We start from the raw sequence: 21,541 nt of genomic DNA, 5'->3' as shown, positions 1-21,541 counted from the left end.
CGAAAAGATGACGAAGTGCAGCGTGATCATCCCCTATTACCAGCACGATGCGGGCATATTGCGCCGGGCACTGGCCTCGGTGTTCGCTCAGTCGCACGCCTATTTCGACATCATCGTCGTCGACGACGAATCGCCCTGTCCGCTCGAGCCCGAGCTCGCCGGGCTAAGTGTCGAAGAACGCCGGCGCATCCGCGTCGTGACCCAGAAGAATGCCGGCCCGGGCGCGGCCCGAAATGCCGGCCTCGACGCCGTTCCGACGGACAGCGACTATGTCGCGTTTCTCGATTCCGACGACGATTGGACCCCCGATCATCTCAAGATCGCCGTCGAACATCTGTCACGTTTTGAGGCGGACTGTTATTTCGCGTCGATCGCGGGCGGCGCGGCCTTCCACTATCATTTCGGCGTCTCCGCGCTTTCGAACATGACGGAAATAACCCGCCTCAGCGACGACCCGCCTATCGTCGAAATTCCCGACATCGCCAGCGTGATGCTGCGCAACTGGAGCTTCATGCACCTTTCCGCGATGGTGATCGGCGCGCCGCTCTTCGGCTCCACGCGCTTCGAGGCCACCCTGCGGCTGGCAGCCGAGGACGTGCTCTTCTTCTACGAGTGCGTGCGCAACGCCCGACGCACCATCCTTTCCGACGCCATCGGCGCGACGCGCGGCGAAGGGGTCAACATCTTTCACGGTGTCGACAGTGGCTCGCCGCTCTTCCTCAGACAGCAGTTCAACACCTGGGTGGCGCTGGACAGGCTCGAGACGCGATTTTCGCACGACGCGAAGGATCGGGCGTCGATCGCGTCCTACAAGCAGACCGCGCGCCAGCAGGCATTGTGGGGACAGGCGCGGTTGATGCGCGAGCGCAAGACGCCGCAACTTCGCCAGCTCGCCGGCTGGGCCTGGCGCGACCCGCACATCGTGACAAGCGCGATGCGACTTGCCGCCGGCAAGTTTCTGCCCAGGGCCGGCCAGCGATGACCCCATTCTACTGGGAATCCGCACACGGCAATTTCGGCGACGACCTCAATCTGTGGCTTTGGGATTTTCTGCTGCCGGGCTTTCGCGACGTCGCCGACGACATCCTCCTCGTCGGAGTCGGCACGGTGCTCAACGCAGCGCTGCTGCCGCCTGCTGGACGGAAGCTCGTGATCGGCAGCGGTTTCGGCTATGGCGAGATGCCGGACATGACTGGTCCCGACTGGGACATACGTGCGTTGCGCGGCCCGCTGACGGCGCAGAAGTTCGGACGCGATCCATCGCTCGGAATCATAGACCCGGCCGTGATGGTGACCGAGATGCCGGAGTTCCGGTCGATCGAGAAGACGGGTGCCACGATGTTCGTGCCGCATTGGGAATCGACCATTGGCGGGCTGTGGCCGCAGCTTTGCGACCTTGCCGGAATTGGCTATGTCGACCCGTGCGGAGAGGCAAGGCAAGTCATAAGGCAGATCGCTGGCGCCGATCTGGTCATCGCCGAATCCATGCACGCGGCAATCCTCGCCGACGCATTCCGCGTGCCGTGGGTGGCTGTGTCGACATTGGCGAGCATCAACAGCTTCAAGTGGAACGACTGGGCGAAATCGCTCGACCTCACCTATGCGCCGCGCCGGATCGCGCTCTCCTCCCGCGCCGAGGCGATCACCAAGGGCGCGCGCTTCTGGGGGATGGATTATTCCGGCAGGGTGCATGGGAGCCCGGTTCGTGGCGGCGATCTCCTGCTCGAAGAACGGCAGACAGCCCAGGCACAGGGCGTTCGGTCCCTGGCGAAGAGCCTTCTTGGCAGCCCGGCCGCACTCGGGCTGTGGCGTGCCGCGCGCGCCACACCGCAACTGAGCGACGGTGCCCTCCTTCAAGCCTGCAAGGACCGACTCCGTTCCGTCCTCGACGAGGTGCGCCGCGACTATTTCTGAGAGACCTTGCGGGCCTGGAGCAGGAAACGCGGTTGCTGGACCTGTGAATGGACCCGCAGGATTTCGCGGCTGCGCACGGCCTGCCATTTGTCCGATGCGATGCCGCTGACCACCGCCGGGAGAGCCGATGGTTGCGCGAGCAGTTCTAGCCCGGCGCGCAAGGGCCCCGCTTGCGCCTTCCGGTCCAGGAAGTTGCGCAATTCATACCGACCTCGGATATGATGCTCATGGCGGCGCAACGCCCGCTCGTCGGTCGCATCCAGGCGGATCGAAGCCAGGATGCCGCGATCAGCCTCATACAGATGCTTCAGATCGAGCGTACGGTGACGACCGCTGAGCGAACCCGCACGCACGACGGCACCGTATCCGCAATGGCGCACCACCTTGTAGCGCGCGCCGAGCGCCAACGCACGCGCATAAAGGTCGAAGTCCTCGCCCAGCCGCAGGCTTTCATCGTAGCGCAGGCCATGCCGGTCGAGGAAGGACCGGCGCATGACCGGTTTGAGAAAACCGATCTCACCCCGCTCGGTACCCTTGCGCGAGATGTTTCCGTCGACGAACTCCCTGAAGCTTACGAAGCTCGGTTCGGCGTGGAAAGCGGGAATTTCGGGCAGGCGTCCCGCCTGGCGTTCATCGACAAAGACGATGTTGTCCGCGACGAAATCCCAATCCTCTCCGTCGATCATGGCGTCGAACCGGCCGGAGACGAAGAAGTCGTCGGCATCGAGGATTGCAAGGAACGGCGCTTTCGAACGGGCTATCGCGACATTGCGCGCGTGAGCGGGGCCTCGATTTTCGTCCAGCTGAACGACACTGACCCGACCGGTGCCATCATCGGCGGCCTGCGCCGCCCGAACGGTCGCATCGTCGCGCGATCCGTCATCGACGATCACGATCTCCTTCACCCGCGGCTCGTTCAGCGCAGAGGAGACCGCGCGGCCGATGGTGGCGGCCGCATCCATGGCCGCGATGATGACGCAGACATCGGCAGCGACCGGCTCGTTGTGGCGCAACGGCTTCAAATGCAGACCTCTCGTTTCATTCGAGGGCGAGACATCGATCAGAACTGTGGCGAGACGGTGCCGGCGGCGTTCCCGTCGAAGACGAACGCTAGGGGTGCCGCGATCCTGGGATATTGCCGATGCGACCCGGCTTCTTGGAGGCGGCGGGATCGAGGCCGGACGTATCGGCCCGCTCCTCATGGGCGTCATCGGCCGGTCTGGCTTTCGTGCGCGCGACCATCCAAAGGATGCCGATCACATAGCCGATCTGTATCAAGGCCGCACAGATGATCGTGTTGATCACCGTCGTCCAGATGGATTGCGTGAGGAAATATGTAACGACCGCAAAAATTGCGATCGCCACCAGGAATCCACGCAGGAACAACGAGAACGACATCGACGACCCCAAGAATCCAAGCAGGCATGAAACGCGGCGCAGGGCCCTAGCCTGACTTTGCACCGGGCCTCTTGCGCGCCCCCGCATACCTTGAACGTCTATAGTCATTTCGTCGAGGCCATGCAATGAAAAGCGCCGGATGCACGTCATCTACGCTGCATTGCGATAGATGTTTTTGCATTGGCGCCCAGCGGAAAATCGATATTGGTTTGCGATCTTTGCCAGATAACATCGTTATCAAAAATATTTGTTTAAATATTTCTTACGATAGAAATCACTATTTTGTTTGTTTTTCGGTGTTTTCAATTCTTAGTTGCGAATTTTTACTTTAAAAATGCCTTCTGGTGTCCTCTCGTTACAAATTATGATGCAATATTTGTCCACTGTCCGATTGTGGGCACACATCACGCTTATTTCCACTCCCATACTTATGGTGCAATGCGAAACAGCCTTTCGCGTGTTCGTGCATTTTGGAGATCCGTATGAAACTCGCTTCATCCACGGCCAGCAGGGAAGACAAGCCCCGATTTGGCATCGACGAGCCGCCTGCCATCGGCGGTGTGTGGAAGAGGGGCTTCGACGTCTTCGGCGCGCTCGCCGCGCTTATCGTGTTCAGCCCGCTCTTCCTCATGCTCGGCATCCTGGTCAAGCTGTCGGATGGCGGCAGCGTGCTCTACCGCCATGGGCGAATCGGCCGGAACGGACGGGTGTTCGACTGCCTGAAATTTCGCACGATGGTGCCCAATGGCGATGAAGTCCTCGCCGCGCATTTCGCCCGCTATCCCGAGGCGCGCGACGAATGGCTGGCGACCCGCAAGCTGAAGGACGATCCGCGTGTCACGCGCGTCGGGATCGTCCTGCGAAAGCTCAGCCTCGACGAGCTACCGCAGATCTACAACATCCTCATCGGCGACATGAGCATCGTGGGACCGCGTCCCGTCGTGAAAAAGGAGCTGGAGTTCTACGGCAAGGCGGCGAGCTACTACCTTAAATCGCGCCCCGGACTCACCGGCCTGTGGCAGATCAGCGGCCGCAACGACGTGTCCTATGCCCAGCGCGTCGCCTACGACATGCACTATGTCGAGAACTGGTCGATCGTCTTCGACATGAAGATCATCCTCAGGACCGTACCCGTCGTCGTGGCGGCGCGCGGAAGCTACTGATCATGAGACGCTCCCCGATCTTCCGCGGCCTTGCCGGCGCGCTTTGCGTCCTCGCAGGCTCGGTCTTCGCGACCGCCGAGGTCTACACGCTCGGCACGATGGACAAGCTCAACATCCGCATCGTCGAATGGCAGACGACCGAGGATGCGGTGCGCGACTGGTCGACGATCAGCGGCGAATATGTCGTCGGCCCCGCGGGCGTCATCTCCATCCCGATCGTGGGCGAAGTCGAGGCCAGCGGGCGCACGACGGCAGACGTCGCCACCGAGATCGGCGACGCGCTACAGCAGACGCTCGGTCTCATGGATCGCCCGGAAGCCTCTGTCGAGCTTGCCGAGTATCGGCCCTTCTTCCTGACCGGCGACGTCGCGACGCCCGGTCGCTACCCGTTCGACCCGAATCTGACCGTTCTCAAGGCCGTCAGCATCGCCGGCGGGATGCGCCGCTCGGCAGAAACCGGACAGCGGGTCGAGCGCGACTTCATCAATGCCAGCGGCGACGTCGACGTGCTCAGCGCCGACCGGATGCGGCTGATCGCCCGAAAGGCGCGTCTCGAAGCCGAAACGACCGGAAGCGCGGACATCGAGTTCCCCCAGGAACTGCGCAGCACCGGGCAGGGCCAGAAACTGATCGAGGACGAGACCGCCTTCCGGGATGCGCGCGCTGAGCGGCTTGAGCGCCAACTCGCCGCGATCGACGATCTCAAGGAACTGCTCGAAAGCGAGATCGTCGCACTCGAACGGAAGATCAAGAGCCAGAACGAGCAGATCGAACTGTCGCGCGAGCAGCTTGCCGGCATCGGCGACCTTGCCGACCGCGGTCTCGTCGTCAACGAGCGCGTGCTGTCCATCGGCCGCTCCGTCGCCGACCTTGAGGGCCGGGTTCTCGACATGGAAACCGCCGCCCTGCGCGCCAAGCAGGACATCGCCCAGGCGACGCAGGATGCCAACGCATTGCGCAACGACCGCGACGCGGAAGTCGCGCAGGAACTCCAGCAGGCCGAAGCCAATCTCGAAGCGGCCAATTTGAAGATCCTGACCAGCAACAGTTTGATGCAGGAAGCCCTTTCGATCGCGCCCGAGGTCGGCGCCGCCGAGCCCGACGTCAGCTACGTCATCGTGCGCGAGATCGACGGCGAGCCGCAGGAAATGCCCGCTCAGGAGCATACGCCGGTTCTGCCGGGTGACGTACTCAAGGTGAAGATCGAGCCGGTCGCGGCTACCGCAGTCGAGCAGCCAAGCTAAGGCGAGATGCGGGTCGCCAAGGCATCCTTCGTCTCACCGGAGCGCAACTTCGCCTACGGCCTGATCGCCGTCGCGCTGTCGGTCTTCGTCTTCGCCTACTCGACCCGTTTCGGCCCGGCTGCCGTGCTCGCCTATTACGCGTTGTGGCTACCGCTCGTCCTCATCGATTACCGCCGGGTGCTCGGCAACTACGCGCGCTATCACTGGATATTGGCGTTCGGCGTGCTCGCCTGCCTGTCCACCTTCTGGTCGCTGGCCCCCGCCACGAGCGCGCGCGCGAGCGTGCAATATGCCACGCACATCGTCTGCGCGCTGATCGCGGCGCGGGTCATCGGCGCGCGGACGCTGAGCTATGGCGTTCTTGCCGGCGCGGCGCTGGTGCTCGCCTATTCTTTTGCCTTCGGCGGCTATCATTTCGATCCGCTCGACGGCACATACAGTTTCGTCGGTGCCTTTTCCTCGAAGAACCAGCTCGGGTTCTACGCATCTCTCGGCGTCTATTTCGCCTTCGTAGCTGCTTTCCTGCTCGACGCAGCCTTCGTCACCCGATTTGTCGCGATGGGTATCGGCGGCATCTCGACTTATGCGCTCGTCGCTTCGCAATCGGCGACATCGCTCATCGGCATCGTGCTGACGCTCACCGCGATGGTGGGTGCGCGCGCGGTGCTCCTGTTCTCGCCTGCCGCACGCAAGGTGATCTTCATCACCCTTGCGATCCTCGCCGCCGGCGGCATCTTCGTCGCCCTCAATGCCGGCGCGCTCGACGCTGTGCTGGCAATCTTCGGCAAAGATGCGACGCTGACGGGGCGGACCTATCTTTGGTCGGAAGGCCTCGCATCCATCGCACAGGCACCTGTTTTCGGCGTCGGTTACCAAGGCTACTGGGTGCAGGGCTTCGCCGAGGCCGAGCGGCTTTGGGCCGAATTCTACATCGCAACCCGGACCGGCTTCCACTTCCACAACACCTATATCGAGGCACTGGTGGAACTTGGCGCGGTCGGCTTCGTGCTAATCTGCATTCTCGTCGGCGGGGTGCTCTTCGCCCATCTCGGGCGGCTTCTGTCGCACGGACGAGATCAGGCCGCCTACATCGTCTTCGGACTGGCGGTTCTGCTTCTCATCCGCTCCTTCGTCGAGGTCGACATCCTCTATCCCTATACGATCGGCTCGTTCCTGATCTACTACGCGGCGGGCCAACTGACCGTCCGCGCCGCACAAACGCGCCGCCGGACGAATACCGAATCACTTGTAACGGCCTACTAGACGCGCAGCGCCTTCTGGCTCGTCATAACGAGATAGGCAGTCAGGAACATGATGCCGAGAAGCTTGAAGCTCTCCTCGATGAAGACCTGCCCGCCGAAATCGACCGGATAGACGTCTATGGCCATTGAGAGGCCAAAGGCGCCGACGCAGGATGCGAGCAATAGCCAGGGCGTGGCAGATCGAAGTAGCCACGCCTGATAACACATCGTCGTCAGTAGCAATGCGTGCGGTACGAGGACAACGATTTCTGGGATGCCGAATGTCGCGATCGATTCGTGCAGCATGAAAAGATCGTCGAGCCCCATAGCGGCGGAGAATGTGCCCCCGAAAAGCAGGAGGTTGCCGAAATTGCGGCCTGACCGGTGCTTCACCGCCGCGTGGGCTTGCAGCGACCCGACCGCGCCGGCCATCCACAGGACGATCCCGAGATTCGAGACGAGGCCGAAATAGTTGGGATTGTTGGCGATGGCGTTGGGATCGCGGACGAGATCGTAATGATCTATCCCCTACCACTGGTCTGCGGCCAGCACGAGTAGACAGACGGTTCCGACAACTGCCACGATGCCGACCGCGATCTTGATGTCGGCGAACGCAACATGCGCTCTAGAAGACGCAATCGAACTCGTGGATACGGTCATGGGAAACGAACTCATTCATACGCGATGCCCATGATCATGACCTGTTTCATGACAGTTTTGTGACGATGGTGCTACGTGTGCTGAGCCTCAATCATTACAAAGGCTTCGCCCGCATGAATTCAACCGCCTCGGGCGTCATGCGATGACGGCATCGCGAGGAAGATGAAACGATCCATCGTATCGACGAATGGGCCTTGGGCGGGTGTCGCGATGGCCGGCGGTTGCGCGTCTGCCGGAGGCCCCGAGGACAGTTTGCAACCCCTCGAACAGATGAGGCTTTCTGCCCAGTCCAGACTGAATTTCCCTGCCAACAGCTTCTCTTTCGGCAAAGCCGAGCGCCCGCAGCAGCCCGATTGTGTACCTCCGGTGTACCGGAATGTGGACCTTAAGAGCCTAAAGCCGTTGAATTGCTTGGGAAGCGCACTCTCACGAAGATAGTGGTGCCCAGGAGAGGACTCGAACCTCCACGCCTCGCGGCACACGGACCTGAACCGTGCGCGTCTACCAATTCCGCCACCTGGGCTAGGTGCGCCGCCGATCTAAGCGGGCGGGGAGTGGGTGTCAACGGATAAACGGCACCACGCGTCAAGATTCGCCCACTGCGACGTTGACCCATGGTCAACCAGTCAGCCCGAGAACGTCGCGCATCGAATAAAGACCGGGTTTGCGGTCCTTCGCCCAGAGAGCGGCCTGGACGGCACCACGCGCGAAGATCGCGCGATCTTCTGCCTGATGCGACAGGGTGATGCGCTCGCCGGTGCCGGCAAGAAGAACCGAATGGTCGCCGATGACGGAGCCGCCGCGCAGCGTCGCAAAGCCGATCGTGCCCGCCTCGCGCGCGCCGGCATGGCCGTCGCGCACGCGAACCGATCTTTCGGCCAGCGCGATGTCGCGGCCCCGCGCCGCCGCCTCGCCGAGCAGAAGCGCGGTCCCGGACGGCGCGTCGACCTTGTTACGGTGGTGCATCTCGAGAATCTCGATGTCGAAATCGGCAGCGGGAAGCGCGCGCGCCGCCTGTTCGACCATGGCGGCGAGGAGATTGACGCCCAGGCTCATATTGCCGGACTTGACGATCGTCGCGTGGCGCGCGGCCGCCTCGATTGCCGCTTCGTCCTCGATGGAACAGCCCGTCGTGCCGATGACATGGACGATGCGCGCCTGCGCGGCGTATCCGGCATATTCGACGCTGGCGGCAGGCGCCGAGAAGTCGACCACTCCTTCGGCATTGGCGAAAAGCGGCAGCGGGTCGTCGGTGATTGCGATCCCGATCGGCCCCAATCCCGCCAGTTCGCCCGCGTCGCGCCCGATCGCGGGGGCGCCCTTGCGGTCGAGCGCACCGACGAGCCGGACACCTTCGATGGCCGAAACCGCGCGGGTGATCGCCTGGCCCATGCGCCCGGCGGCGCCGACGACGACGAGACCCATATCGCTCATGCGCTCTTTTCCTTCAGCAATTGATCGTCGACGATTTCCAGGCTGCGCTCGCCCTGAAGCCGGTGGAAGCGTGCATAAAGGCCGGCCGGGTCGGCAATCAAGGCGCGGTGCGTGCCCTGCTCGACCACCCGACCTTCCTCCATGACCACGATCTTGTCGGCATTGACGACCGTCGACAACCTGTGGGCGATGACGATCGTCGTGCGCCCTTTCATCACCGTGTCGAGCGCATCCTGGACGCGCGCCTCGGATTCGTTGTCGAGCGCGGACGTCGCCTCGTCGAGCAGCAGGATCGGCGCGTTGCGCACGATCGCGCGGGCGATCGACAGGCGCTGGCGCTGGCCGCCCGAAAGCGTGATGCCGTTCTCGCCGACCAGAGCCTCGTATCCGAAAGCGCTTTCACGGATGAAGTCGTCGGCATTGGCAAGCCGCGCGGCCGTCTCGATTTCCTCATCGCTCGCATCGGGCCGTCCATAGCGGATATTATCGCGGATCGTGCCCTCGAAGAGATAGGGGTGCTGCGAGACATAGGCGATGCGCGCGCGCAGGGAAGACTTGGTGACGTCGGCGATGTCCTGTCCGTCGATCTCGATGCGGCCCGAATCGACGTCGTAGAATCGTTGGACGAGCGCGACGAGCGTGGACTTTCCCGCGCCCGACGAGCCGACAATGGCGGTGACCCCGCCAGGTTCGGCCTCGAAGGACACATCGTCCAGAACGCGCTTGTCGGAACCGTAGGAGAAGCAAACGCCGCGAAAGACGATGCCGCCGGCGCCGACGACGAGTTCCTTGGCGCCGGGCGCGTCGCGTTGCGGCGGCTCCTGGTCGAGCAATTCGTAGATCATGCGCGCATTGACCAGAGAACGCTCCAGATTGACCTGCACGCGGGCCAGACGGCGTGCGGGATCATAGGCGAGCAGGAGTGCCGTGATGAAGGCGAAGACCGAGCCAGGAGACTGGCCGGCCGAAGCGGCGCGATAGGCCGCATATCCGATGACGCCGGCGATTGCGAGCCCCGCCAGCATCTCGGTGATCGGCGTCAGCCGCTCGGAAACGCGCGCGATCTTGTTGGCTCGGTTTTCCGCCGAAGCCACCAATTCCGAGAGCTTCTTCGAAAGCTGTTCCTCCATCGTGAACGCCTTGACGATGGCGATGCCCTGCACCGTCTCCTGCATGGCGCCGAAGAGATGCGAATTGACCTCGACGGATTCACGTGTGACGCGGCGAAGCCGGCGCATGAGGTAGTTGACCGCATAGACGAGCGGCGGGCCGATCAGGAGGCCGATCACCGAGAGCAGCGGATCCTGCATGACCATAACCGCGACGAGGCCGATCAGCGAAACGAGATCGCGTGCTATCGACGTCAGCGTGATCGACAGCATGTCGCGAATGCCGGTGACGTTCTGGCTGATCTGGGCGGCGAGCTGGCCGGAGCGGGCGCTCGAATAGAAGTCGAGGCCGAGCCGCATCAGATGGTCGAACAGGCGGCGCTGGTAGCGTGCGACCAGATTGTTGCCGATCCGGGCGAGGATCACCGCCTGGCCGTAACTGGCGATGCCGCGGATCGCGAAAGCCGCAACGATCGCGCCGCAGATATACGGCACGAGCTCGTAATTCTCGCGGTAGAAGATCTCGTCGATGATGTCGCGCATGATCCATGCGCTGAAGGCGGTGGTCGCGGCGACGGCAACGAGACAGAGCGTGGCGAGTGCGTATTGTGGCAGGTATTCGCGGCCGTTTTCGGCCAGAATCCGGCGCATCACCGCGACGATTTCGCCCGGTTCGGCCTTGCGCTGCTCTGTCTGGCCCTCTGCCAAGTGGTCGAAATCCCGTCTTGTCGCCCGCCGCTTGCGCCCGGGCCGCCTGCCTATGCCCCCTTGGAACCGGCGATGCAATCGCCAATCGGCCGCACGCTGCTCACGAAGCGCGCCAATGCCGCCCGGTGGTGCGGATATGAAACGCCTTGGGCGTGCGCGCGAACGCACCGAGGCCGACAAGTGCCGCAAGCGGATGTGTCATCACGAAAACGGGCAGATCCCGCATCAGTGCCGAATGCGGCGCCTTATCCTCGAAGGCGGCGCGAAAGCGGGGATGTTTCAGCGCCGGCACGATCTTCTGGGCGATCCCCCCGGTGAGATAAACGCCGCCGCGGCTCATGAAGATCAACGCCAGATCGCCGGCAAGCCGGCCGAGGCAGGTGACGAAGATGTCGAGCGCTTCTTCGGCCATCGGATCGGACCTTGCCAGCGCGGCGGCCGTGATGCCGGCCGGCGAGGCCAGTTCCGCCGGCTCGTCATCGGCGGCGGCAACCGCACGGTAGAGATTCACGAGGCCGCGACCGCACAGCATCTGCTCGCCCGAAATGCGGCCCTCGATCGGCTCGACATGCGGGAAGACGACAAAATCGCGCGGCGTCCGCGGGCCCATGTCGACATGACCACCCTCACCGGGCACCGGCACCCAGACATTGCCGGCGCGCACAAGTCCGGCGACGCCGAGCCCCGTGCCGGGGCCAAGCACGACGCGGCTCGCGTCGGGGTCTGCCGCACCGCCGCCGATCTTTTCCAGATTATCCGGTCCTATGGCGACGACGGCCAGTGCCTGGGCCTCGAAATCGTTCAGGATCACGACTTCCGCAAAGCCCAGCCGCGCGATCATCACGCGCGGGCGCACCGTCCAGGGGCAATTGGTCAACCGGATCTCGTCACCAGTCACCGGGGCGGCGATTGCAAGGACGGCGGAGCGCGGATTGATATCGGTCCGTGTCAGGATCGCACGTTCGATGGCGACATCGATGTCGGGATAGTCGGCCGTCGCGACGGTCGGAAATTCGATCGCGGCCGCCTCGCGCGACGGCAAAATGGCGAAGCGGGCATTGGTGCCGCCAATATCTCCGACGAGAACGGGGAACTGCAAGACGCCGGCGGCGTCGATTTCAGAAATCATCAGGGCGGCTGCCGCGTGTCGCTTTTCAGATCAAGCTGTTTGAAGGTCACACGCAGCCGGCCAAGTCAAGGCTGCGGACGCGGGAACGGCACCGGTATGGCGCTCTCCGGCGTCGGTGCATAGGCATTTGCGGCGACAGGCGGCGCTCCGGTCGGGGCGATGGTGCGGCCGGGACCGCCGATCGTCACCATGGCTTCCGATTGCGGCGCGGGCGCCTGTAGCACGGCGGAGCATTCGCGTGGCAGGTCGGCCAAACGCATCACGTCGCGCGCGCGCGGCTGCTGCGGCCCGGTCGCCGGTCGCCATGGTTCGTCCGTGAACCACCAGGCGAGCGAGGAATCGCAGCCGTCGCCGCGGCCGATTCCTTCCTGCGGCCGGCAGCCGGGCGAGCCGGCGGGGCAACCGATACGGATGTGGAAATGCGAATCATGGCCCCAGAAGGGGCGAACCTTGCCGAGCCAAGAACGATCGCCCGTCACCGTGTCGCACAATTTCTTCTTGATGCCGGGGTGGACGAGAATCCGTTCGACCTCGCGGTAGCTCGCCGCGCGGCGCAGGATGCCGGCATGGGCCGGCGTCCATTTGCGGTCGTCGACCGTCAGCTCGCCGTCGCGCAACATGGAAACGAATTCGAGGGTCTCGCGCTCTGACGCCGAAAGCCGCCGCGCGGGCATCGGCTGGAACCAGATGTCGGCATCGAGGCCGAGCTGGTGCGAGGCATGACCCGACAGCATCGGGCCGCCACGCGGCTGCGAAATGTCACCGACGAGAAGGCCCGGCCAACCATCGGCGGTCGCGTCGCGCGACAGGCGCTCGACGAGCCGCACCATGTCGGGATGGCCCCAGCGGCGGTTGCGCGATGGGCGCATCGCCTGCCAGTTCGGACCATCGTGCGCGATGGCCACGCCGCCGGCGAAGCAGCCCTTGGAATAGGAACCATAGACGCGGGCCTCGGTGGCGGCCGGCAGCGGCTGATTGCCGAAAAGATCCTTGGCAAGCTGCGCATCGGCGCCCGTCGCGGCCGTCATCGCGAGGGCGACACAGGCGGCCTTGATCCAGTTCCTCGCGCGCATCGGTGATTCTCCCCGCAATCAGTGAGTCCAAGCCTGCGACCGGCACGGTTAGCGAAATCCTAACGAAGCGACGCCCGTCGCCAAGTGTGATCGCGCCACATCGCGCCCAGAGCGTGGCGATAGGTCGGAAATCGGAACGAATAGCCCGCCGCCTTCAGTTTCGCGTTCGAGACGCGCTTGTTCTCGCCATAGAAGGAACGCGCCATCGGCGTCATCTCCGCCGCATCGAACGGGACTTCCGGTGGGGCATCGGCACCCATGATGCCGGCCGCATGGGCGACGACGTCCTGTGGCGGCGCAGGTTCGTCATCGGTGACGTTGAAAATCCCGTCCGCCTCGCGTTCCGCCAGAAGGGTGAGCGCGCCCGCTATGTCGTCCACATGAATGCGGTTAAACACCTGTCCCGGCTTGACGATGCGCCGGGCCTTGCCGTCCTCCAGATTGACGAAGGCGTTGCGGCCGGGACCGTAGATGCCGGAAAGGCGCAGGATCGCAAGCGACGTCCCGATTTGGGCTGCAAGCGCCCGCCATGCGTCTTCGGCTTCAAGCCGTGCGATCGAGCGCTTCGAGACCGGCCAGCAATCGCTCGCCTCGTCGACCCAATCTCCGTCATGGTCGCCATAGACGCCGACCGTCGACAGATAGCCGATCCAGCGCAGGCTGGGCATCTGCGCACGAATCGCTCCGCCTGCCGTGCGCAGAACCGGATCGCCCGCTTCGTCCGGTGCTGCCGATACGACGAGATGCGATATTTCGCCGAGCGCGCCTGCACCGTCTTCGCCAAGCATCCCGCCGTCGAAGACCAAGGGCTCGATTCCGATTGCAGCAAGCTCGGAAAATTTCGCGGCGCTGCGCGTCGTCCCGATCACGCGATGCCCGGCAGCGATTGCCTTCCTCGCGAACACGCCCGCCGAATAGCCCGCTCCAAAAATGAAAAAGGTTCTTTTCATGCCGGTTCCATTGCGTGCGCCCATTCGGCCTTGACGTCCTCGTCCGGTTCGCCCGGTGCCAGCCTTGCCCGATTCTTCTCGAAATCACCGCGTTCGACCAGCCGCGACAACGCCCAGATGGCCGCACCGCGCACCAAGGGCGACGGATCGTTGAGCAGGCTCTCGACCACCGGCAGCAATGCCGACTCGCCCGAATTGCCGGCCGCGATCAGCACATTGCGGATGAAGCGGTCGCGCCCGATGCGCTTGATCGGCGATGCCGCGAACTTCTCGCGAAAGGCCGGATCGTCGAGCATGAGCAAATGCGCGAGCGCTGGCGCGGCCAGGTCGTCGCGGGCCGCAAGCTTCGCCTCGCGCGTCGCTTGAGCGAACTTGTTCCAGGGACAGACGGCCAGGCAATCATCGCAGCCATAGATCCGGTTGCCCATCGCGGCGCGGAATTCGTGCGGGATCGGCCCCTTGTGCTCGATGGTGAGGTAGGAAATGCACCGCCGCGCATCGATCTGGTAGGGCGCGGGAAAGGCCCTGGTCGGGCAGATGTCGAGGCAGGAGCGGCACGAGCCGCAATGATCGACTCCAGGCGCATCGGGCGCGATTTCGGCGGTCGTGAAGATCGAGCCGAGGAACAGCCAGGAACCGAAGTCGCGGCTGACCAGATTCGTGTGCTTGCCTTGCCAGCCAAGTCCCGCGGCGGCGGCCAGCGGCTTTTCCATCACCGGCGCGGTGTCGACGAAAACCTTGACGTCCGCCCCCGCTCGGGCGGCAAATTTCTGCGCCAGCGTCTTCAGCTTGCCCTTGATGACGTCGTGATAGTCGCGATTGCGCGCATAGACGGAGATCGCCGCCCGGTCACGCTGGTCGAGCAGTTCCAGCGGGTTCTCATCCGGGCCATAGTTCATGGCGAGCATGATGACGGAGCGCGCCTCGGGCCAGAGCGCATTGGGATGAGCCCGGCGCTTAAGCGTGTCGGCCATCCATTCCATCGTGCCGTGACGGCCTGCCGCGACGAATGCGCCCAGCCGCGGTCCTGCCTCGGCGATCGCGTCGGGCCGCGTCACCGCGACCGCGTCGAAGCCGAGCGCTTTAGCCTCGGCGTCGATGAACTCCCGAAGACGCGCCGCCGGAACGGGGTTTCGGGGGGTGATCATGTCAGAAATCGAGGTCCGCATAGTGGGAGGCCGGGGTGAGGCCGCGGAACCGGTCGGCCAGGAGCGGCCGGAAGGAGGGGCGCGACTTCATTCTCGTATACCATTCCTTGGCCGCGCCGTGTTCCGTCCAATCGATCTCGCCCATGTAATCGAGCACCGAGATCGAGGCGGCGGCGGCGAGATCGGCATAGGTCAGGCGCGGGCCGGCGAGCCAGTTGCGCGTGCCGGCAAGCCAGTTGGTGTATTTCAGATGCTGGCGCACATTGGCGCGGGCGGCCCGTATCGCCGCCGAGTTGGGCGAGCCGCCGCCATGCTCGGGCGGCATATGCGGCTTCAGGGCACGCTCGCGCACCAGATGCCTCGTCACCTCGCCATCGGTCTTGACCAGATACCAGTCGACGAGCCGGCGGATTTCGGCGCGCGTGATCGGGTTTTCGGCCATCAGGCGCTTGTCGCGCTTGAGCGCGCCGCGTGTTTCGTCGACATATTCGGCGATCACCGACGCGCCGACGATCGGCTCGTCGGCCTCGGCGAGCAGAACCGGCAGCGTCGCCGCCGGGTTCAGTTGCAAAAACTCCTTGCGCCGCGCCCAGGGCTTTTCCTCGATCAGCGACAGATCCTCGCCATACTCGCCGAAGGCCAGGCGGATGAAACGGCAGGACGCGAAAAGCGGATGGTGGAAAAGGGTCAGCATGGGTACTCGGTGGGTATGTCGCAGGGACATCGGGCCGAAAAGTCTGGCCTTTTGATGGTCCGATGGCTAATCCTCGGCGCAGATTCGGGTTCGAAAGCGACGATGCGCGCGCAGCTATAGGCAAGCGCGGTCCGCCTGACAAGCGAACCTTTGAGACAGACCCGCCCCGGAGTTTCCATGGAAGAACAATCCCTCCTCGTTGCAGCTCTCCTCGGAATCCTGGAGGGGCTGACGGAGTTCATCCCGGTTTCGTCCACCGGCCATCTCCTGCTTGCGGGCCATTTCCTCGGCTTCGAATCGACCGGACGCAGTTTCGAGGTGCTGATCCAGCTCGGCGCGATTCTGGCCATCCTCAGCGTCTATTTCGCAAAGCTGTGGCATCTCACGATCACTTTGCCGAAGAGCCGCGAGACGCAACATTTCGTCGGTGGCATTCTTCTTGCCTTCCTGCCTGCCGCGGTCATCGGCGCGCTGGCGCATGACTTCATCAAGACGGTGCTGTTCGAGACGCCGATGGTGATCTGCGTCATGCTGATCATCGGCGGCTTCGTGCTGTTGTGGATCGATCGGCGCGCGATCGAACCGAAATACACCCATGTCGCCGAATTTCCGCTGTCGGTCTGCCTCAAGATCGGCTTCATCCAGTGTCTGGCGATGATACCCGGCACGTCGCGCTCCGGCGCCACCATCGTCGGCGCGCTCCTGATGGGCGCCGACAAGCGCTCGGCGGCTGAGTTCTCGTTCTTTCTTGCCATGCCGACAATGGTTGGCGCCTTCGCTTACGACCTGTTCAAGAACCGTGAGATCCTCACCATCGACGATTTCTGGGTCATCGCCGTGGGTTTCGTCACCGCCTTCATCGCCGGCGTCTTCGTCGTGCGATTCCTGCTCGATTTCGTGGCGAAGCGCGGCTATACGCCCTTCGCCATCTGGCGGCTTTTCGTCGGCACGGTCGGCCTCGTCGCGCTGCTCGTCTTCGGCTAGGCCTGGTTGGCGACGATCCGTGGCCTGGGACGCTCGCGCTTGCTCGCTCCGGGATTGCTGGCGATGAAGTCGACGATCCGCGGCACGATTTCCGAGCGGAAGCGCGAGCCGTTGAAGACGCCATAGTGGCCGACCCTGGGCTGCATGTAATGGGCGCGCATGTCGTCGGGAATGTTGACGCACAGATCATGCGCGGCCTGCGTCTGCCCGATGCCGGAAATGTCGTCGTTCTCGCCTTCGATCGTCAGCAGGGCGACGTTCCTTACGGCTTTCGGATCGACCGGTTCGCCCCGATGGCGCATCGTGCCCTTCGGCAGGGCGTGCTGGACGAAGACGGTGTCGACCGTCTGCAGATAGAACTCCGCCGTCAGATCCATCACTGCTAGATATTCGTCGTAGAAGTCGCGATGCTTTTCGGCCGAATCCCCGTCATCTTTGACGAGGTGCATGTAAAAATCCTTGTGCGCGATGATGTGGCGGTCGAGATTCATGCTCATGAAACCCGACAGTTGCAGAAAGCCGGGATAGACATTGCGCATGAAGCCGGGCTCGGGCCACGGCACCTGCATGATCACATTGTCGCGGAACCACTCGATGCCCTTTTCTTCCGCCAGCTTGTTGACGGCGGTCGGGTTGCGGCGGGTGTCGATCGGCCCCCCCATCAGCGTCATCGAGGCCGGCGCGAAGCGATCGCCGCGCGCCTCCATGACCGCAGCGGCGGCGAGCACCGGAACCGAAGGCTGGCAGACCGCCATCACATGGGTGTCGGGACCCAGATGGTGCAGCATCTCGATCACGTAGTCGACATAGTCGTCGAGGTCGAAACGCCCTGCCGCGACCGGCACCATGCGCGCGTCGGTCCAGTCGGTGATGTAGACCTCGGCGTGCTGGATCATCGATTCGACCGTACCGCGCAGGAGCGTGGCGTAGTGCCCGGACATGGGCGCGACGATCAGCAGTTTCGGATCGGCCTTGCGCTCCTTCGACACATCGCGTTCGAAATGGATCAGGTCGCCGAACGGCTTCTTCCAGACGACACGCTCGCGCACCGCCACCTTGTCGAAGCCGATCCTGGTTTCCGCAATGCCGAAGGAGGGTTTGCCGTAGCGCCGCGTCGTGCGCTCGAACATCTCGGCGCCGGCCGCAATGGTGCGGCCCATCGGCGTATGCGCCATCGGATTGAGCGGGTTCGAATAGAGAAGCTTGACCGCATCGGCGAAAGCGCGCGCCGGTTGCAGCGCGGCATGGTTCAATTCATAGAACTGGTAGTACATCGATTGCCCCCCGGAGCCTCGGCCGGCAATTTGCCTGGCCGGTCGGGGCTGTTGTCATCATCCTGCAATGAATCTAGCAGTCGCCTGCTGCATTGCAATAGAGCATAACTGTTGGCCGATTCGCCTTTCGTGGGGGTTGCGGCCTTGCCAAGTGTCCGAAAGCATCTAGCTTTTCGCTCTCGGAGCGAGGACGAAATGCCGACGGCGCTATGGATTACCGATCGCGACACATGTGCGCTGCGGCAGGAAGCGTTGCCCGCCGGCAACGGTCTGGTCGAGGTTGAGACGCTTTTCAGCGGAATCAGCCGCGGCACCGAATCGCTCGTCTTCGCAGGCGCAGTGCCGCAAACCGAGCGCGAGCGAATGCGCTGCCCGCATCAGGCCGGGGATTTTCCGTTTCCCGTCAAATATGGCTACGCCAATGTCGGTCGCATCGATTCGGGACCGCGCGCAGGCGAAATCGCGTTTTCGCTGTTTCCACACCAGGATCGTTTTGCCGTCGCAGATTCCTCTCTGACGACGCTGCCGGCCGACCTGCCACCCGGCCGCGCAGTCCTTGCCGCCAATATGGAAACGGCGCTCAACATCGTCTGGGACGCGCGCGCGGCTCCCGGCGACCGGATCGCGGTGATCGGTGCGGGCGTCGTCGGCACGCTCGCCGCCTGGCTGTGCAGCCGTATCCCCGGAACGGACGTCACGCTGGTCGATGTGAATGCCGCGCGGCGGATGATCGCCGAACGTCTTGGCCTCGCTTTTGCCCTGCCCGACCAGACGCCGAAAGATTGCGACGTCGCAATCCATGCAAGCGCCAGCGCCGCCGGCCTCCAGACTGCGCTCGACTCTTCCGGCCGCGAAGCGCGCATCGTCGAGGCGAGTTGGTATGGCGATAAGCCCGTCGACCTCTCGCTGGGCGCCAATTTCCATGCCGGCCGGTTGAAACTCGTCTCCTCGCAGGTCGGCTCGATCCCCGCCACCCATGCGCCGCGCTGGAATTTCCGAAGGCGTCTTGCCAAGGCGCTCGATCTGCTTGCCAGCGACGAGGCACTGGATGCGCTGATCTCCGGGACGAGCTCGTTCGCCACGGTCGACCGTGACTATGCGAAAATCCTCGCCGCTCCGGCGACGCTTTGCCACCGCATCCGTTATCAAGGAGAGTAAATGTTCGCCGTCGAAGTCCGCGATCACATCATGATCGCCCACAGCCTGCCCTCGCCCGTGTTCGGCCCCGCCCAGAACATGCACGGCGCGACCTTCGTCGTCGATGCCGCGTTCTATACCCAAGACATCGACGCAAACGGCCTGACCGTCGATATCGGACTCGCATCCGATGCGCTCAAGGCTGCGCTCGACCCGCTGCGCTACGGCAATCTCGATGAGATCGCGGCTTTCAAGGGCAAGATCACCACCACCGAATTCCTGTGCAAGCACATCTACGACCAGCTTGCGTCAACGGTGCGCACGAAAGGTCTCGGCGACCATGGACGGGTGGTCAAGATCCGCGTCCAGCTTCACGAGAGCCATGTCGCGCGCGCCTGGTACGAAGGCGAGTTGTGATCAGAAAGCTTCATTTTCTCGTGCCGGGCGACATCGGCACGCCTACCGGCGGCTATGGGTATGACCGGAAACTGGCCGATGGACTGCGCGACCTCGGCTGGACCGTCGAGATCGTCTCGCTGCCCGGCAGCTACCCGGATACGGATCGGGAGACGCGACGCGCAGCCGACGAGGTCTTCGCCGGCCTGCCCGACGGTGCCCTCGTTATGGTGGACGGACTGGCCTTCGCGCGGTTGCCGCATCTGGCGGCAAAGGCTGCGAAACGATTGCGGCTCGCCGCGCTAGTGCATCACCCTCTTACCGACGAAGGCGGCCTTACGGTCGAGAAGGCGGCACGCTTCGCGGTCGACGAGCGTCAAGCACTGTGCCATGCGGCAGCCGTCATTTGCACAAGCGAAACGACGGGACACCGATTGGTCGAGCATTTCGGGGTCGCGGCCTCGCTCATGCATGTCGCGCCGCCCGGAACGAATCGTAAGTCATTACTTACACAAAAAAGAAACCCGACCCTTCTTCTCTGCGTCGCCTCCATCGTTCGGCGCAAGGGCCATGACGTGCTCGTCGACGCCCTAGCGCAAGTCGCCGCACTTGAATGGAGTGCTCGCTTCGTCGGGCCATCGCGCGATAATGAATGGAAGGCCCGGCTCGACACACGCATCCTGGAACGCGGGCTTGCGGATCGCATCACCTTCACCGGGCCGCTGAACGAGCTCGACGCGGAATATGCACGCGCCGGAATCTTCGTCCTGGCAACGCGCCATGAAGGCTATGGCATGGCCTATGCCGAAGCGCTCGCCGCCGGTCTGCCGGTCGTCGGCTGCGCGGTGGGCGCCGTGCCGGAAGTCGTACCGGCGGATGCCGGCGCACTCGTGCCGGCCGACGATCCGCAGGCATTCGCGGACGCTCTGCGACGGCTCCTGACCGACCGGAACGCCTACGACAAAGCCGCCGAAGCCGCGCGCCATGCAGCCGAGCGCCTGCCAAGGTGGTCGGATACGGCAGTCATCGTGGCACACGCATTGACGGAGATCGGCCGATGAGCTTTTCCTCCGAATGGCTCGATCTGCGCGAGAAAGCCGACATTGCGGCACGCGATGCGTCGGTGCTTGCCGAGGTCCGCCGTTTTCTGGAGCAGGCAAGCGCGCCTGTCGTCGTCGATCTGGGTTCGGGAACCGGCTCGACCCTGCGTGCCATCGGCAGTTCCCATGCCCGATGGCGGCTGGTCGACCACGATCCGGTTCTGCTCGCCGAAGCCGCAAGACGGTCCGGTCCCGATATCGAGACGGTCGAACTGGATCTCACCCGCACGGCCGACATCCCGTTCGAAAGCGCCACGCTCGTCACCGCATCGGCCCTGTTCGATCTGGCCAGCGCCTCCTGGATCGACGCACTCGCGGATCGGCTGGTGACGTCGCAAACCGGGCTCTACGCCGCACTCAGCTATGACGGCATCCTCGAATGGGTGCCGTCCGATCCGGGCGACGACGCGATCCGCGACGCGTTCAATGCACACCAACGCGGCGAAAAGAGCTTCGGCCCTGCTTTGGGCCCTGACGGCGCCGGATATCTCGCCAATGCGATGCGAAAGCGCGGCTATAACGTGACGACGGCGCGAAGTCCGTGGCGGCTCGGACCCGCCGATGCCGAATTGCAGCGCGCGCTGGTGACCGGCATCGCCAAGGCTGCGGGGGAAACTGGCGTCGAATCGGCCGATGCCTGGCGCGCGCGCCGCCTTGCGGCCGCCTCACAACTGCATTGCACTGTCGGCCATCTTGACGTGCTGGCCCTGCCCGCCCCGCGGCCTGACGCCTTGCACATGCCATCGCCCCGTCGCACATAGCAGTCGGAAACGGCAGAAGGGATC

Annotated in this window: 22 protein-coding genes and 1 tRNA gene; 10 read left to right on the top strand and 13 right to left on the bottom strand. The window is 63.8% G+C overall.

Annotation, left to right across the window (positions count from 1 at the left end):
- The first annotated feature begins 7 nt into the window (after positions 1 to 7).
- Together PZ895_RS13620 and PZ895_RS13615 are read left to right on the top strand one after the other, a co-directional pair.
- Entirely contained in the window at positions 8 to 982 is a 975-nt protein-coding gene (locus PZ895_RS13620; RefSeq protein WP_275839529.1) for a glycosyltransferase family 2 protein, read from the top strand.
- Entirely contained in the window at positions 979 to 1,914 is a 936-nt protein-coding gene (locus PZ895_RS13615; RefSeq protein WP_275839528.1) for a polysaccharide pyruvyl transferase family protein, read from the top strand. Before PZ895_RS13620 ends, PZ895_RS13615 begins: the two co-directional genes overlap by 4 nt.
- Here PZ895_RS13615 and PZ895_RS13610 read toward each other — a convergent pair.
- Together PZ895_RS13610 and PZ895_RS13605 are read right to left on the bottom strand one after the other, a co-directional pair.
- Positions 1,905 to 2,936: a glycosyltransferase family 2 protein gene (locus tag PZ895_RS13610; RefSeq protein ID WP_275839527.1), complete on the bottom strand. Its 1,032-nt coding sequence runs from the start codon at positions 2,934 to 2,936 to the stop codon at positions 1,905 to 1,907. The two genes, PZ895_RS13615 and PZ895_RS13610, sit on opposite strands and share 10 nt — an antisense overlap.
- A gap of 88 nt (positions 2,937 to 3,024) precedes the next feature.
- On the bottom strand, positions 3,025 to 3,279 hold the full coding sequence (locus PZ895_RS13605) for an exopolysaccharide production repressor protein (RefSeq protein WP_275839526.1): 255 nt from the start codon (positions 3,277 to 3,279) through the stop codon (positions 3,025 to 3,027).
- Positions 3,280 to 3,794: 515 nt separating this feature from the next.
- Between PZ895_RS13605 and PZ895_RS13600 the strand changes: the two genes are divergently transcribed.
- From PZ895_RS13600 to PZ895_RS13590, 3 genes are read left to right on the top strand one after another with little or no spacing between them, the layout of a single operon-like run.
- Positions 3,795 to 4,475 carry a sugar transferase gene (locus tag PZ895_RS13600; RefSeq protein WP_275839525.1) on the top strand — a complete coding sequence of 227 codons (681 nt, stop codon included), beginning with the start codon at positions 3,795 to 3,797 and terminating at the stop codon, positions 4,473 to 4,475.
- Between the two features lie 2 nt (positions 4,476 to 4,477).
- Positions 4,478 to 5,719 (top strand): polysaccharide biosynthesis/export family protein, encoded by a 1,242-nt coding sequence (locus PZ895_RS13595; protein WP_275839524.1) that lies wholly within the window; start codon positions 4,478 to 4,480, stop codon positions 5,717 to 5,719.
- A gap of 6 nt (positions 5,720 to 5,725) precedes the next feature.
- Positions 5,726 to 6,982 (top strand): O-antigen ligase, encoded by a 1,257-nt coding sequence (locus tag PZ895_RS13590; protein WP_275839523.1) that lies wholly within the window; start codon positions 5,726 to 5,728, stop codon positions 6,980 to 6,982.
- Here PZ895_RS13590 and PZ895_RS13585 read toward each other — a convergent pair.
- The 10 genes from PZ895_RS13585 to PZ895_RS13540 all read right to left on the bottom strand — a co-directional run bounded on the left by PZ895_RS13585 (position 6,979) and on the right by PZ895_RS13540 (position 15,865).
- Entirely contained in the window at positions 6,979 to 7,392 is a 414-nt protein-coding gene (locus PZ895_RS13585) for a hypothetical protein (protein WP_275839522.1), read from the bottom strand. The two genes, PZ895_RS13590 and PZ895_RS13585, sit on opposite strands and share 4 nt — an antisense overlap.
- A gap of 96 nt (positions 7,393 to 7,488) precedes the next feature.
- Positions 7,489 to 7,620 carry a hypothetical protein gene (locus PZ895_RS13580; RefSeq protein WP_275839521.1) on the bottom strand — a complete coding sequence of 44 codons (132 nt, stop codon included), beginning with the start codon at positions 7,618 to 7,620 and terminating at the stop codon, positions 7,489 to 7,491.
- A 438-nt stretch (positions 7,621 to 8,058) separates the two neighbouring features.
- Positions 8,059 to 8,143: transfer RNA gene (locus PZ895_RS13575), tRNA-Leu, on the bottom strand.
- 95 nt (positions 8,144 to 8,238) lie between these two features.
- Positions 8,239 to 9,054, bottom strand: a complete 816-nt coding sequence (gene dapB, locus PZ895_RS13570; RefSeq protein WP_275839520.1) for a 4-hydroxy-tetrahydrodipicolinate reductase — start codon at positions 9,052 to 9,054, stop codon at positions 8,239 to 8,241.
- Positions 9,051 to 10,814, bottom strand: coding sequence for an ABC transporter ATP-binding protein (locus PZ895_RS13565; RefSeq protein ID WP_275839804.1), 1,764 nt, complete (start codon positions 10,812 to 10,814; stop codon positions 9,051 to 9,053). Before PZ895_RS13565 ends, dapB begins: the two co-directional genes overlap by 4 nt.
- A gap of 157 nt (positions 10,815 to 10,971) precedes the next feature.
- Positions 10,972 to 12,000 (bottom strand): glucokinase, encoded by a 1,029-nt coding sequence (locus PZ895_RS13560; protein ID WP_275839519.1) that lies wholly within the window; start codon positions 11,998 to 12,000, stop codon positions 10,972 to 10,974.
- A 65-nt stretch (positions 12,001 to 12,065) separates the two neighbouring features.
- Positions 12,066 to 13,028 carry a penicillin-insensitive murein endopeptidase gene (gene mepA, locus PZ895_RS13555; protein ID WP_275839803.1) on the bottom strand — a complete coding sequence of 321 codons (963 nt, stop codon included), beginning with the start codon at positions 13,026 to 13,028 and terminating at the stop codon, positions 12,066 to 12,068.
- 104 nt (positions 13,029 to 13,132) lie between these two features.
- Entirely contained in the window at positions 13,133 to 14,023 is an 891-nt protein-coding gene (locus PZ895_RS13550; RefSeq protein WP_275839518.1) for an SDR family NAD(P)-dependent oxidoreductase, read from the bottom strand.
- Positions 14,020 to 15,171, bottom strand: a complete 1,152-nt coding sequence (gene queG, locus PZ895_RS13545; RefSeq protein ID WP_275839517.1) for a tRNA epoxyqueuosine(34) reductase QueG — start codon at positions 15,169 to 15,171, stop codon at positions 14,020 to 14,022. Before queG ends, PZ895_RS13550 begins: the two co-directional genes overlap by 4 nt.
- A gap of 1 nt (position 15,172) precedes the next feature.
- A complete protein-coding gene (locus tag PZ895_RS13540; protein ID WP_275839516.1) occupies positions 15,173 to 15,865 on the bottom strand; it encodes a glutathione S-transferase family protein in 693 nt (230 codons plus the stop codon).
- Between the two features lie 177 nt (positions 15,866 to 16,042).
- Here PZ895_RS13540 and PZ895_RS13535 point away from each other — a divergent pair, with 177 nt between their 5' ends.
- Positions 16,043 to 16,849, top strand: a complete 807-nt coding sequence (locus tag PZ895_RS13535; protein WP_275839515.1) for an undecaprenyl-diphosphate phosphatase — start codon at positions 16,043 to 16,045, stop codon at positions 16,847 to 16,849.
- Here PZ895_RS13535 and PZ895_RS13530 read toward each other — a convergent pair.
- Positions 16,846 to 18,123 carry a polyhydroxyalkanoate depolymerase gene (locus PZ895_RS13530; protein WP_275839514.1) on the bottom strand — a complete coding sequence of 426 codons (1,278 nt, stop codon included), beginning with the start codon at positions 18,121 to 18,123 and terminating at the stop codon, positions 16,846 to 16,848. The genes PZ895_RS13535 and PZ895_RS13530 overlap by 4 nt on opposite strands.
- Positions 18,124 to 18,318: 195 nt before the next feature.
- On the opposite strand from PZ895_RS13530, the gene PZ895_RS13525 reads away from it, so the two are divergent.
- From PZ895_RS13525 to PZ895_RS13510, 4 genes are read left to right on the top strand one after another with little or no spacing between them, the layout of a single operon-like run.
- Positions 18,319 to 19,281 carry a zinc-binding alcohol dehydrogenase gene (locus PZ895_RS13525; protein WP_275839513.1) on the top strand — a complete coding sequence of 321 codons (963 nt, stop codon included), beginning with the start codon at positions 18,319 to 18,321 and terminating at the stop codon, positions 19,279 to 19,281.
- On the top strand, positions 19,282 to 19,677 hold the full coding sequence (locus PZ895_RS13520; protein WP_275839512.1) for a 6-carboxytetrahydropterin synthase: 396 nt from the start codon (positions 19,282 to 19,284) through the stop codon (positions 19,675 to 19,677). It abuts the gene before it with no gap.
- Entirely contained in the window at positions 19,674 to 20,717 is a 1,044-nt protein-coding gene (locus tag PZ895_RS13515) for a glycosyltransferase family 4 protein (RefSeq protein WP_275839511.1), read from the top strand. Before PZ895_RS13520 ends, PZ895_RS13515 begins: the two co-directional genes overlap by 4 nt.
- The gene (locus PZ895_RS13510; protein WP_275839510.1) at positions 20,714 to 21,517 is read left to right on the top strand and encodes a class I SAM-dependent methyltransferase; all 804 of its coding nucleotides are present in this window, start codon (positions 20,714 to 20,716) and stop codon (positions 21,515 to 21,517) included. Before PZ895_RS13515 ends, PZ895_RS13510 begins: the two co-directional genes overlap by 4 nt.
- Positions 21,518 to 21,541: the final 24 nt, after the last annotated feature.

The sequence above is a fragment of the Mesorhizobium sp. YIM 152430 genome, from assembly GCF_029210365.1.
In the GTDB taxonomy this organism is placed as follows: Bacteria; Pseudomonadota; Alphaproteobacteria; order Rhizobiales; family Rhizobiaceae; genus Aliihoeflea.
Note: the sequence above shows the minus strand (reverse complement) of the source record. Positions and strands in the feature narration are given on the sequence as shown.